At 76.4% G+C, this 14,200-nt stretch carries 4 protein-coding genes; all 4 read right to left on the bottom strand.

Annotation, left to right across the window (positions count from 1 at the left end; genetic code table 11):
- Nucleotides 1-61 precede the first annotated feature (61 nt).
- From ACL03H_RS06380 to ACL03H_RS06365, 4 genes are read right to left on the bottom strand one after another with little or no spacing between them, the layout of a single operon-like run.
- Nucleotides 62-604: a cupin domain-containing protein gene (locus ACL03H_RS06380; RefSeq protein WP_412810152.1), complete on the bottom strand. Its 543-nt coding sequence runs from the start codon at nt 602-604 to the stop codon at nt 62-64.
- Between the two features lie 2 nt (nt 605-606).
- Complete coding sequence (locus tag ACL03H_RS06375; RefSeq protein ID WP_412810151.1) at nt 607-2,454, bottom strand: class I adenylate-forming enzyme family protein; 1,848 nt, start codon at nt 2,452-2,454, stop codon at nt 607-609.
- A complete protein-coding gene (locus tag ACL03H_RS06370; protein WP_412810150.1) occupies nt 2,454-2,654 on the bottom strand; it encodes an MbtH family protein in 201 nt (66 codons plus the stop codon). Before ACL03H_RS06370 ends, ACL03H_RS06375 begins: the two co-directional genes overlap by 1 nt.
- A complete protein-coding gene (locus ACL03H_RS06365) occupies nt 2,651-13,996 on the bottom strand; it encodes an amino acid adenylation domain-containing protein (RefSeq protein WP_412810149.1) in 11,346 nt (3,781 codons plus the stop codon). Before ACL03H_RS06365 ends, ACL03H_RS06370 begins: the two co-directional genes overlap by 4 nt.
- Nucleotides 13,997-14,200: the final 204 nt, after the last annotated feature.

Genomic DNA, 14,200 nt, shown 5'->3' with positions numbered 1-14,200 from the left:
CGCCCCTCCCGTCGGGGCGGACGGCCCGCGCCCCGCTCCGGATCGCCGGGCCGGGCCGGGTTCACATCCCGGCGCACTCGCGGCAGGGGCAGTGCGGGCAACCGAGGGAGTGCAGGTAGCGGGGCGCTCCGGCGGTGCGGTCGCAGATCAGGCAGGTGAGCTCGCCGTCGTCGGCGATGATCTCCTCGTACGGCACCGGGGTCATCCGGTCGGTCGAGTCGATGCGCTTGTGCGGGGCGCCGACCGCGACGATGAGGTGGTCGGTGATCGCACCGACGGCGTGCGGCACCTCGCCCTCGATGAGGAAGGTCTGCCCGGCCCGCGTTTCGTGGATCTTGCCGCCGTAGGTGATGGTGCCGATGCCCGCGACGACCGTGAGCACGTGGTGACCGGGATGGGTGTGCGGCACGAACCCCTGCCCGGCTGGGAGCCGGATGAGATCCGCGCCGATCTCGCCGATGGTGGCCAGCTCCCGGCCGCTGGCCGCGATCGTGCCGTGCATCGGGACCTCCAGCTCCCCGTGGTCCACGCGCAGCTCGGTGCGATCGTCGCTGATCGAGTTCGTCGCCCAGGTGGCGATGCGCAGCTCGTCGTGGCGTCCCATGCTCACTCCTCGTCCGTCGGGCGGGCCCAGATGACGCCGCCGAGATCGTGCCGCCCGGCGCGCAGCGCGGAGCAGCCCACCAGGGCGTGCCCGTCCTGGCGCAGGCGGCGCATCCTGCTCCACCGGTCCACCCGGTGCCCGGTCTCGCCGTCGCGCAGGAACGTCCACAGCGGGCCGAGCGCCCAGGGGGCCGAACCCGCCGCGACCGGGGCGCTGTGCGGGAGCACCAGCAACCGCCCTTCGCGCACGGCGGTCTCGACGCCGAACGGGACCGCGACCGGTGGATCTCCTCCCGCGGCGACGACCTCGGCGGCGAGTTCGACGTGCGCCGAGACCGGCCAAGCGGCCGCGAGCGTCGCCCGCCACACCGATTTGGCGGCCGCCAGCTCCGCGTCCTCCGGGTCGAGCCAGCGCTCGCGGAGGAAGTCCAGCGCCGCGAACGCGGGCTCGTCCTCGGTGCCCGCGGGCTCCGGCGCGTGCTCGGCGAGGGCGCGCAGCTCCGGCGATGCGGACTCCGGCGCCCGGCGCAGCATCTCCCGCGCGGTCGCGCCCGCGTGCGCGAGCAGCCGCTCGTAGCGGCCGGGCGCCAGCCGCCGGGCCGCGAGCGCGGTGCCCATCTTCGCGCGCTGCGGCTTGCCCGTGGCGGTGGTGCGGAATCCGCCGAAGCGCACCGCCGCCGGGCGCAGCGCGGTCCGCTCGCACAGGTCGCGGACCTGATCCACCGGCGCGTCCGCGGTGACCAGGCCGATCTCCTGTCCCAGCGCGGGTTCGGCGACGCCGACGGCCGCGAACAGGCCGCGCAGCCCGTCCGCGCGCCAGCCGCGCTCCACCTCCAGCGGGTAGTGCTTCTCCCCGCCCCGGTTGATCCGCTCCTTCGTGCGGCCGCGCAGCACGAGCAACCCGTCCCGCAGCTCACCCAGGTCGCCGGTGCGCAACCAGCCGTCCGGGGTGATCGCCTCGGCGGTGGCCGCCGGGTCCTCCCAGTAGCCGTCCATCAGGTCCGGGGTGCGGACCTGCACCTCACCGGATTCCAGCCGCCACTCTGTCTCCGGCAGCGCCGCCCCGACCGGCGGGAACCGGTCCAGGTACTGCGCGGTGAAATCCGCACCGTCCAGCCGGGGCGCGGTGAAGCTGAAGTTCACGGCCTCGGTGAGCCCGTACCCCTGGCGCAGCCGGGGCCCGTAGCGCTCGTGGAAGCGCCGGGCGAGGTCGCCGGTCAGCGGAGCGGCGGCGGTGATCAGGTACTCCAGCTCCGGCGGCCACTCCGGGGCGGCGTCGAGCAGGTCGGACAGCAGCGCCGGGACGATCGAGGCGGTGCGCGCCCCTCCGGCGGCGAGCTCGGCGAAGTACCCGGCGGGGTCGAACTTCGGGTGCAGCACCAGCGGTGCCCCGGTGAGGTGGGTGCCCAGCAGCGACATCACCAGCGCGTTGCAGTGGTGCAGCGGCAGGCAGGTGCCGTGCGGCCGGCCCGGCTCGATCCCGTGCAGCGCCGCGGTCTTCGCCGCGTTGCCGAGCACCGCCCTCCTGCTCAGCCGCACGCCCTTGGGCCTGCCGGTGGACCCGGAGGTGAACATGAGGAACGCCAGCCCCGCCATGTCCGGGTGCGCAGGATCGTGCTCCGTCGGGCGGAGCGCGGCTCCGGTCGCGGCGGGCTCCACCACGGCGCTCGCGCGGACCCGGTGCACGATGTCGTCCAGGTCGGTGCCGCGCGGGGCCAGCGGCACGGCGACCAGCTCCCGCTCGAAGCACGCCAGCAGCACCGAGGCGAGCCCGGGGCCGTTGGGGAGCCGGACCACGACCCGCGCCCCGGCGGGGAGGCCGTCCAGGGCGGCCTGGATCCCGGGCTCCATCACGACTCGCGGAGGGAGGCCGGGCGCAGATCGGTCCAGTGCTGCTCGACGTAGTGCAGCGCCTCGGCGCGAGCCGACTCGCCCAGCACCACCTCCCAGCCGGCGGGCACCTCGGCGAACGCGGGCCACAGCGAGTGCTGGAGCTCGGTGTTGCGCAGCACCAGGAAGGTGCCGTCCTCGTCGTCGAACGGGTTGGTCATGACCGGGTGTCCTCCTCGTGCTCGGGGTTCAGGTGGGCGCGCAGGATCGCGCCGATCTCGCCGACGTGGCGCGGCTGCAGGAGCCGGTGGTGCGGGTGCGGCAGGTGGTAGGTCTCCGGTGGTCGGGCGAGGTGTTCTCGCCAGAGCTCGGGATCCGGCCCCTCCGGTGTTCCGATGTGGACGGTGCGGCCGCGGTGCACGCCGGGCCGGTGCGTCCCGGTGAGGGCGGCGTTGTGCCGGGAGGCGGTGACGAGGTCGGCCACGTCGCGCTCGGTGAGCTCGGCGAGCGCGCTGCCCTCCTGGCGCAGCACGGCGGAGACCTCGGCGAAGCTCTCCGCCTCGACGTCCTCGCGGCCGACCGAGGTGAGCAGCACCCGGTGGATCCGCCGCGGGTCGATCGCGTCGGCCGCCTCGCCGGGTGATCCGCCCAGCGGCGGATCGAGCAGGAACAGCACCCCCGCCTCGGCTCCGAGGGACCGCGCCATCTCGTGCGCCACCAGTCCGCCGAAGGACCAGCCCACCAGGTGGTAGGGCCCCTCGGGGTGCGCGGCGCGCAGCTCGGCGAGGTAGCGCTCGGCCATCGATCCCACGTCCGGCGGCAGGTCCGCGACCCCGCCCGCGCCGATCCCCTGCAGGCCGTACACCGGGTGCGCCGGGTCGAGGTGCGCGAGCAGGCCCGAGTACGGCCAGGCCAGCCCGCTCAGCGGGTGCACGCACACCACCGGTGCCGCGTCACCTCCGCCGCGGAAGCGCACCAGGTGGCCGGAGGTCGCGCCGGAGCCGAGCGAGAGCTCCAGCTCGGCGGGGGTGGCCCCGGCGAACACGTCGCGCAGCCGGGGACGGGTGCCGAAGGCCGCCTCGACGCGGTCCGCGAGCCGCACCGCGAGCAGCGAATGCCCGCCCAGCTCGAAGAAGTTCTCGTCCGGGCCGACCCGTTCCGCGCCCAGCACCTCGGCGAACACCGCGCACATCCGCCGGTGCCGCCCGTCCGCCCCGTCGGCGGTGACCGCCGGTGGCGCGGGCAGCCGGTCGCGCAGCAGCTTCCCGTGCGCCGACAGCGGCAGCCGCTGGGCGGTGACGAGCCGGGACGGGATCATGTGGGCGGGCAGCCGCGCGGCCAGGTGCTCCCGGACCGAGCCGAGGTCCACGCCGTGCGGCACCAGGTGGCCGACGAGCCTGCGATCGTGCTCGTCGTGGTCGTGCACCGCGACGGCGGCGGCCCGCACCTGCGGGTGCTCGGCGAGCACCGCCTCCACCTCCCCCAGCTCCACCCGGTGCCCGCGGATCTTGATCTGGTCGTCGTCGCGGCCGTGGAAGCGCAGCAGCCCGGCCGCGTCCCGGGACGCGAGGTCACCCGTGCGGTACATCCGGGTTCCCGGTGGACCGAACGGGTCCGCGACGAACCGCTGCGCGGTGAGCGCCGTGCGGTGCAGGTAGCCGGTGGCCACCCCGGTTCCGGCGAGGTAGAGCTCGCCGACGACGCCCGGGGGCACCGGCCGCAGCCCGGCGTCGAGCACGTGGCAGCGCGTGTTCGCCAACGGCCAGCCCAGCGCCACGTCAGCGGGCTGGTCCTCGACCACCGCGTGCGCGGTGGACCACACGGTCGTCTCGGTGGGCCCGTAGCAGGCGTGCACCTCGCAGCCGAGTCCCCGCAGCCGATCGGCGAGCGGACCGGGTACGAACTCGCCGCCGACCACCACCCGCAACCCGTCGAGCTTCCCGCGCCCGCTCGCGAGCAGGGTGTGCCACAGCGAGGGCGTGGCCTGCATCGCGGTGACCCGGTGCCGGGCGACGAGATCGAGCAGCCGCTCGGGATCCCGGGCCGCGTCCCGGTCCGCGAGCACCACGGCCGCGCCGGTGGCGGCGCCGAGGTGGAACTCGGGCACCGACATGTCGAAACCGGCGGGGGCGGTCGCCAACACCCGGTCGGCGGGCCCGATGCGCAGCCGCTCGGCGAGGGCGTCGAGCAGGTTGCGCACCGCTTCCCGGGCCACCACCACGCCCTTCGGCCTGCCGGTCGAGCCGGAGGTGTGCAGCACGTAGGCGGTGCCGCGCGGGACGACGGCCGGCTCGGCGGCGCCCTCGCGGAACTCGACGGCACCGGCGGTGTCGTGGGCGAGGACCAGCCCGGGGCGCGCGTCGGCGAGCAGGTCCCCGATCCGCCGCTCCGGCAGCTCGGGGTCGAACGGGAGGTAGGCGGCACCGACCGCCGCCACCGCGAACATCGCGGCGAGCAGGTCGGGCTCCCGCCGCAACCCGAGCGCGACGAGCGAGCCCGGACCGGCACCGCGCGCGCTGAGCCCGGCGGCGAGCTCGTCGACCCGGGCGGCCAGCTCGCGGTAGCTGAGCTCGCGATCACCGTGGATCACCGCCACCGCCTCGGGCGCCTCGGCGACGCGGGCGGCGAGCAGGTCGTGCGCGGTGCCCGGGGGCACCTCCCGCTCGACCCCGGCGCTGACCGCGCGCCGCTGCTCGTCGTCGGTGAGCACCGGCAGCTCGGCGATGCCGCGCTCCGGTTCGGCGGTGGCGGCGCGCAGCAGCCGCTCCAGCCGGGCGATGAGCGCGCGGGCGGTGGCCGGGTCGAACAGCTCCGCGTCGTACTCCAGCACCCCGCCGATCCCGGCCGGGTTCCCGGCGGCGTCCAGCTCCGGCCGCAGGCTCCACAGCAGGTCCATCCGCGAGGCGGAGCCGTGCAGCGCCAGCGGTTCCACGGTGGCGCCGGGCAGGTCGAACTCGGTGGGCGGGGTGTCCTGGAACGCCAGCATCACCTGGAACACCGGGTGGTGCGCCAGCGAGCGCGGCTGCCGCAGCGCCTCCACCAGCCGTTCGAACGGGAGCTCCTGGTGGTCGAAGGCGTCCAGGTCCACCGCGCGCACCCGGCGCAGCAGCTCGGCGAACGAGGGCCGCCCGGACAGGTCGGTGCGCAGCACCACGGTGTTCACGAAGCAGCCGACCGCGTCGTGCAGCGCGGCGTCGCCGCGACCGGCGACCGGGGTGCCCAGCGGCAGGTCCGCGCCCGCGCCGTGCCGGTGCAGCAGCACCGCGAGGGCGGCGTGCAGCACCATGAACAGGCTGACCTCGTGCTCCTGGGCGACTCGCAGCGCGGCGGCGTGCAGCTCGGCGCCGAACTCGATCTCGACGGTCTCCCCGAGGTGCGCGGACGCCGCCGGACGCGGGTGGTCGGTCGGCAGGGACAGCAGCCGCGGTGCTCCGTCCAGCGCCCGGGTCCAGTGCTCCAGCTCCCGCTCGGTGCCGATCTCCCGCTGCCACAGCGCGAAGTCGGCGTACTGCACGGCGTCGGAGGTCCAGCGCGGTGCGGACCCGGCCGCGCGGGCGCGGTAGGCCGTGGACAGGTCGCGGGACAGCGGCGCGAAGGACCAGCCGTCGGCGGCGATGTGGTGCAGCAGCACCAGCAGCGCGAACCGCTCGGGACCCGTCTCGTACAGCGTGATCCGCAGCGGTGGCTCGGCGCCCAGGTCGAAGCGGTGCGCGGAATCGTCCGCCAGCCTGCCCGGCAGCTCCCGCTCGGTGAGCCGGACGTGCTCGAACCGGAGCGAATCGGGTTCGAGGATCCGCTGCCACGGCCCGTCCCCGGACTCGGCGACCACCGTGCGCAGCACCTCGTGCCGCGCCACCACGTCCCCCCAGGCAGCGCGCAACACCTCGGGGTCCAGCTCGCCGCGCACCCGGTGGGCGAAGCGCAGGTTGTAGGTGTCGGCGAACTCGTCGAACCCGCTGATGAACCACAACCGCCGCTGCGCCGCCGACAGCGGCACCCGGGCCGGGCGCCTGCCCGCCCGCAGCGCGGGGCGGGCGGCGGCGCCGCGTTCGCCAACGGCGCGGGCCAGCTCCGCCGCGGTCGGCGCGTCGAACAGGGTGCGGATGTCGAGCTGCACGCCCAGGCCGGAGCGCACCCGGTTGATCAGCTGGGTGGCCAGCAGCGAATGTCCGCCGCGGTCGAAGAACCCCTCGTCCACCCCGATGTCCGGCAGGTCCAGCGTCGCCGCGAAGGCCTCCCGCAGCACCCGCTCCACCGGGGTGCTCGGCGCCCGCCCGGGAGTCCGCCCGGTGCCCGGGTCGGGCAGCGCGCGGCGGTCCAGCTTCCCGTTGGGGGTCAGCGGGATCCGGTCCACCGGCAGCAGGAAGGAGGGGACCATGTGCCGGGGCAGCGCGGCGGCCGCGTGCGCGAGCAGCGCCGAGGGCGCGGTGTCCCCGGCCTCCTCCGCGAGCACCGCGTAGGCCACCAGCCGGGTGCCGCCGGGACCGTCCTCGCGGGGCAGCACCACGGCGCGGCGCACCGCCTCGTGCCGCTCCAGCACGTGCTCGATCTCGGCGGGCTCGATCCGGAAACCGCGCACCTGCACCTGCTGGTCGGTGCGGCCCAGGTACTCCAGGGACCCGTCCGGCAACCGCCGCGCGAGGTCCCCGGAGCGGTACATCCGGTCGCCGGGCGCGCCGAAGGGATCGGCGACGAATCGGCTCGCGGTCAGGCCCGGCCTGCCGAGGTAGCCGCGCGCCACTCCCGGCCCGGCGACGTGGATCTCCCCGGGGCACCCCGGCGGGACGGGCCGCAGCGCGCCGTCGAGCAGGTGCAGCCGCAGGTCGTCGAGCCCCGCTCCGACGACCCCGCGCGACTCCGCCGGATCGGTGAGCTCGGCGAACGTGCTGTGCACGGTCGTCTCGGTGATCCCGTACATGTTGATCAGACGGGTGCGCCCGATCCGGTCCCGCACCCGCGCCGGGTCCAGCTCCTCCCCCGCCAGCACCACGCAGCGCACCGGCTCGGGTTCGCCCCCGGCCTCGACGAGCTGGTAGTAGGCCGACGGCGTCTGGGACAGCGCGGTCACCCGCTCCCGCTCCAGCAGCGCCCGGAACTCGCCCGGCGAGCGGCTCACCTCGAACGGCACCACGACGAGCCGGCCACCGCGCCCGAGCGCGGCCCACAGCTCCCACACCGACATGTCGAAGGCGTAGGAGTGGAACAGCGCGTGGACGTCCTCCGGCCCGAAGCCGAAGTGCCGGTCGGTGACCGCGAGCAACCGGTGCACGTTCGCGTGCGTGACCACCACGCCCTTGGGCCGCCCGGTCGAACCGGAGGTGTGGATGACGTAGGCGGTGTCGGAGGGGCGGACCGGCACGCCGAGGTCGGCACCGGAGGCGGCGGCCAGCTCCGCGCCGGTGCCGGGCTCGTCGAGCAGCAGCACCGGCACCTCCGGCGGCAGCGCTCCGGCAGCGGCGCGGGTGCTGATCACGAGCTCCGGCGCGGTGTCGGCGAGCGTGGCGCGCAGCCGGTCGGCCGGGTAGCCGGGATCCAGCGGGACGTAGCCCGCGCCGGTCTTGAGCACCGCGAGCAACGCGACGACCAGGTCCGCCCCGCGCGGCAGCGCCAGCGCGACCAGCCTCCCGCGCCCCGCGCCCCGGGCGACCAGCAGCCGGGCCAGCCGGTTCGCCCCGGTGTTGAGCTCCGCGTAGGTGAGCCGGTCCTCGCCGCTGGTCACGGCCTCGGCGTCGGGGCGCTCGGCAGCGTGGTGCTCGACGAGTTCGCCGAGCACCCCCGCCGGTTCGGGCCGGGCCGGGGCGGGCTCGCGGTGTTCGCCGGGCAGCAGCAGGTCCACCGAGCCGAGCGGGGCGTCCGGTGCCGCCGCGATCCGGTCCAGCAGGGCGGTCAGCCGGGTCAGCAGCAGCCGCGCGGCCTCCTCGTCGGCGACGTCGGTGCGGTGGTCCAGCCGGAACCCGAGCCGCTCGCCGGGCAGCACGATGAGCGACAGCGGGTAGTGCGTGCCGTCGGCGACGCGCATCCCGGTGATCCGCGTCCGCCCGGGGCGCTCGGCCTGGTCCAGCGGGTAGTTCTCGAAGACGAGGACGGTGTCGAACAGCTCGCCGCGACCGGCCATCGACCGCAGCCGGGTGAGGTCGACGTGCTGGTGTTCGAGCACGGCGAGCTGCTGCTCCCGCAGCGCGGCCAGGGCCTCGGCGACGGTGCGGCCCGGCTCCAGCCGCACCCGCACGGGGACCGTGTTGATGAGGAGGCCGACGACGTCCTCCACCCCGGGCAGCTCGGCGGGCCGCCCGGACACGGTCGCCCCGAACACGACGTCGTCCCGGCCGGTCAGCGCGCCGACCAGCATCCCCCAGGCGAGCTGCACGAGGGTGTTGAGGGTGGTCCCACGCTCCCGGGCGACGCGGCGGAGCCGCTCGGTGGCGGCGTCGTCGAGCTCGTGGTGCGTCCGCCCGTGCGGCGCCGGGCTCGTCCCGGGCGGGGCGACCAGCGCGGGCTCGTCCACATCGGACAGCAACGCGCGCCACGCGGACTCGTGCGCGGCCGAGTCCCGCGCGGACATCCAGTCCAGGAAGGCTCGGTAGCTCGCCGGTTCGGGCAGCGGCTCGCCCTCGTGCAGCGCGAACAGCTCGCGCACCAGGATCGGCATCGACCAGCCGTCCAGCAGCACGTGGTGGGTGGTGAGCACGAACAGGTGCCGTTCCGGCCCGGTGCGCAGCAGGGCGGCGCGCAGCACCGGCGGATCGGCGAGGTCGAAGCGGCGCGCCCGGTCGGCGTCCAGGAAACCGGCCACCTCGGCCTCGGTCGGCGCGTCGAGCTCGGTCCAGCCGACCGCGAAGCGGGCGGGCCACCACTGCACCGGCACCCCGTCGGCGCCGTGCCGGAACCCGGCACTCAGCTGCGGGTGCCTGCGCAGCAGGGCGTGCACCGCGCCGCGCAGCGAGGCGGCGTCGATCTCACCGGCGAGCTCGAAGGCGAACTGCACGAGGTAGGGGTCGCGCTCGTGGCGGTCGAACAGGGAGTGGAACAGCAACCCCTGCGCGAGCGGCGGCAGCGGCAGCACCTCGCCCTCCTCCGGTCCGCCGCGGTGCCGGGCCTCGGCGGCGAGCTCGGCCAGCACCTCGAACCAGCGGTGGCCGAACCGCTCGACGGTCGCGGCCGGGACCAGCTCGCCCGCCCAGGACCAGTTCGCGGTCAGGCTCGGCCCGTCGGGGCCGTCCACGACCAGCGCGTCCAGTTCGAGGGCGTGCGTCAGCGGCAGTTCCGGCGGCATCGCCGAGCCGAGCACCCCGGCCCACGGCAGCGGCGCCCAGTCCCGGTCCTCGGCGGCGTCGAAGCGGCCCAGGTAGTTGAAGCCGAGCTGCGGCCGGGTCCCGGCGGCCAGCACCGGCGAGGTCTGCGGGTTGAGGTGGCGCAGCAGCCCGTGCCCGATCCCGTTGCGCGGCACCGCCTCCAGCGCGGCGCGCACCCGGTCGACGAGCTCCACCGGATCGGCGCGGACGCCCCCGCGCAGGTCGAAGCGCACCGGGAAGCGGGTGGTGAACCAGCCGACGGTGCGGGAGAGGTCGTGGTCGTCGGCGAACTCCTCGCGGCCGTGGCGCTCCACGTCCACCAGCGCGACCTCGTCCGCGCCGGGCAGCTCGGTGGCGGCCAGCGCGAACGCGGCGAGCAGCAGGGTGTCCACCGGGCAGCCGAACGCGGCGGCGGCGCGGTGCACCAGCTCGCCGGTCACCTCGGCGGGCAGCGCGCGGGTCAGGTGCCGCCGGGTCGCCTCCCGGTCCGCGGCGGACAGCGGCCGTGCGGTGAGCGGCGGGTCCTCGGCCCGGGCGAGTTCCCGCCAGTGCGGGAACTCGGCCTGCACCACGGGATCCTGGGCGCGCAGCAGCAGCTCCCGGGACCAGCGGGCGAAGGAGGTGCCGACCGGTTGCAGCCGGGGTTCACGTCCTTCGGCGACCGCCCGAGCGGCGTCGCGCAGGTCGTCGAGCAGGACGCGCCAGGACACCCCGTCCACGGCGAGGTGGTGCACGGCGAGCACCAGCACGCCCGGCTCCGGTCCGGCGTCCAGCCACACCGCGCGCACCACCCGTCCCTCCACCGGGTCCAGGTCGCGCTGGGCGCTCCCGGCGCGCTCGGCGGCCAGCTCGCGGCGCCGCTGCTCGGGCAGCCCGCGCACGTCCGCGCGCTCCAGCGGGACCTCTCCCGCTTCCCCGATCTCCAGCGACCAGACACCGCCCGCGTCGGAGAGCCGCAGCCGCAGCAGCTCGTGGTGGGCCAGCACGGCTCGCAGCGCGGCGCGCAGCCGGTCCTCGGCGCACCCGCCCGGTACGCGCAGCACGGCGCACTGCGCGAATCCGGCGACCGCGCCGCCGAGCTCGCGGAACCAGTGCGCGATCGGCGTCAGCGGCAGCGCACCCCCGGGTTCCTCCGCCGGGCGGGCCGGCCCGGTGGCCGCCCCGGCGCGGCGGGCCAGGTCGGCGACCCGGGGATGCCGGAACACGTCGGCGGTGCCGAGCGAGAATCCGGCTCGGCGGGCCCGGCTGGCGAGCTGGATGGCCGTGATGCTGTCCCCGCCGAGCGCGAAGAAGTCGGCCTCCGGCGCGACCTCGCCGAGCCCCAGCACCTCGCCGACCAGGTCCAGCAGCACCCGCTCGCCCCCGCTGGCGGCGGTCCCGCCGGCCACCGGCGCCTCCGGCGCGGGAGCGCTCGGAGCCTCCGGTGCGGGCAGGGCGGCGCGATCGAGCTTCCCGTTGCGGGTCAGCGGCAACCGCTCCACGAACACCACCGCCGACGGCACCATGAACGCGGGCAGCGCCTCGGCCGCCCGCGCCTCGACCACCCCCGCGTCCCGGTGCTCGGCCACCACGTAGCTGACCAGCCGCCGCCTTCCCGGCCGGTCCTCGCGCAGCACCGTCACGACCTGGCGCACCCCCTCGGCCCCGAGCAGCGCGACGTCGATCTCACCGGGCTCGATGCGGTAGCCGCGCAGCTTCACCTGCGCGTCCCCGCGCCCGGCGAACTCCAGCGCCCCGTCGGCGTTCCAGCGGGCCAGGTCCCCGGTGCGGTACATCCGCTCCCCCGGGCCGCCGAACGGGCAGGCCACGAACCGCCCGGCCGTGGCCCCGGGCGCGCCCGCGTAGCCGCGCGCGACCCCGGAACCGGACAGGTAGATCTCCCCCGTCACGCCGGGCGGAACCGGGCGCAGCGCGTCGTCGAGGACGTGCACCCGCTTGCCGTCCAGCGGCGAGCCGATCGGCAGCGGACCGTCCCCGCCGTCCTCCGGGATCGGGTGGCGGGTCGCGAAGACCGTGGTCTCGGTCGGCCCGTAGCCGTTGACGACGGTCAGCTCGGGGACCGCGGCCCGCACCCGGGCGACGGCGGCGGGCGAGACCACGTCCCCTCCGGTCCACACCTGGCGGACGCCGCGCAGGCAGGACGGGTTCTCCTCGCTCAGCGCGTCGAACAGGCCCGCCGTGAGCCAGAGCCCGGTGATCCGGCGCGTGGCGACCACTTCCGCGAGCACCCCGAGATCGGCCTCCCCGGGCGGGGCCACCACCACTTCGCCGCCGGTGAGCAGCGGGACCCACAGCTCCAGGGTCAGCGCGTCGAAGGCGTGCGGGGAGTGCAGCAGCACCCGCTGCGCGGCGCCCTCCGCCCACCACCGGTCGGCGGCCAGCCGCACCAGGTTGTCGTGCGTGATCGCCACGCCCTTCGGAGCCCCGGTTGATCCGGAGGTGAACATGACGCAGGCGAGTCCGTCCGGCGCCGGAGCGGCCGGGGGCCGCGCGGCTCCGCCGGGTTCGGTGAGGTCGAGGACCGGGCCCCGCTCCCGGTACCAGGCGGTGAGCTCGTCCTCCCGGGTCGCCGCGTCCACCAGCAGCAGGCCGAGTCCGGCGGTGCCCGCGATCCCGCGCAACCGGTCCGGCGCGTCACCCCGGTGCAGCGGCACGTAGGCGGCGCCCGCGCGCAGCACCGCCAGCGCCGCGACCACCAGCTCCGCCGAGCGCTCCACCAGCAACCCCACCGGCGTCTCCGCGCCCGCACCCGCCGCGAGGAGGCGCCCGGCCAGCGCGGCGGAGCGCGCGTCCAGCTCGCGGTAGGTCAGCCGCAGCCCCGTGGCCGCCTCGCACACGGCGTAGGCGTCGGGACGGCGCGCGGCCTGCTCGGCGAACAGCGACACCGCGTTCGGCGCGGCCGCCCCGGACCGCGCCCCGGTCCCGGCGGTGCGGACCCGCGCGCGCTGCCGGGGCGTGATCGTCTCCAGCCGCGCCAGCGGGGTGCCCGGGTCGGCGTCCGCGAGCTGCCGCAGCAGCAGCAGGAAGCGGTCCCGCGCCCCGGCGAGCACCTCCTCGTCGTGGTTGGCGGGATTGGCGTCGAAGTCGAAGCGCAGCTCCCCGTCGCCCCGGTCGTAGGCGACCACGGAGAGGTCCTCGGACGGCGGCGCCTGCACGTTGTGCGCGCTCGCCGTGCACGGGCCGAAGCCGAGCCCGTAGGCGAAGCGCTGCACGTTCACCACCGGGCCGAAGAACATCCGGCCGTCCTCGGGGTAGCCGAGCTCGCGCCGCAGCCGCTCACCGCGGTAGCGCTGGTGCTCCCGCACCCCGGCGATCTCGGCGGCCACCTGGGCGGTGAACTCCCCGGTCGTGGCGGCGGGGTCGACGCGCAGCCGCAGCGGCAGCACGTTCGCCGACATCGACGGCACCCGGCGGCTGAGCTCGGTGCCGCGCCCCGGCACCGGCAGGCTCAGCACCACGTCCCGGCTGCCGGTGACCGCGTGCACGTGCAGCGCGGTGGCGGCCACGACCAGGCGCGACCAGCGCTGACCGAGCCGCTCGGCGCCCGCGCGCAGTCCCGCGAAACCCGCGGTGTCCAGCCCGCCGCTGAGCCGCAGCGAGCGCGCCGAGGCGGCCGCCGGCCGGGCCGCCGCGCTGAGGTAGCCCGGCCCGTCCGCGAGCCGGTCCAGCCACCAGTCCCGATCCGCGGCGAAATCGGCGGAATCGCGGTAACCGTCCTCTTCGGACAGCAGCGCGGCGGTGCTGCCCCAGCCGCACTCCGGCGCGGGTTCCCCGGCGACCCGGTGCGCGTAGACCTCCGCGATCCGCTGGGACAGCAACGTCATGCCCACGCCGTCGAGCGCGATGTGGTGCACCTGCTGGAACAGCAGGTGCCGCTCGGCACCGATCCGGAGCACCTCGGCCCCGAACAGCGGGCCGGTCGCCAGGTCGACCGGGCGGTCGAGCGCCGCGCGCATCAGCGCCAGCGCGGCCGCGTGCGGATCGGGCTCGCCGCACAGGTCGCGCACGGCGACCTCGGGCCGGGCCCGGGTCCGATGGCGCCGGGGGCTGCCGTCGGGACCCTCCGCGAAGGTCGCGCCCAGCACCTCGGCCTCACCCGCGGCCTGCCGCACCGCCGCGACCAGCGCGCCCACCTCCAGCGGGCCGGTGATGTCGAGGTACTCGCCCCACAGGTACCGCGAGCGCGCCGGGTCCCCGGACTGCTCGGCGATCCAGATTCCCAGTTCGGCCTCGGACAGGGGGGTTCCGGCTGGTGTCTCGCCCTGGTTCATGGATCTTCCTCACCGGCGGGGTGCGCGCCGCGCCGGCGACCGGAGCGGGGCACGAGGGATCGCCCCGGCGCTGGCCGGGGTGCGATGGCGTTGTCGGTCGGTCCGCGGAGGAACGCGGGTCGTGAACCTCGCGGGGCTCAGGACGCGGCGGGGCCGCGCGGCGGGGCTTCCCCGTACCGCGTCCGGCCACAGCTCCCGCTCAAC

It is taken from the genome of Saccharopolyspora antibiotica, assembly GCF_047200635.1.
Classification (GTDB): domain Bacteria; phylum Actinomycetota; class Actinomycetes; order Mycobacteriales; family Pseudonocardiaceae; genus Saccharopolyspora_C.
Note: the sequence above shows the minus strand (reverse complement) of the source record. Positions and strands in the feature narration are given on the sequence as shown.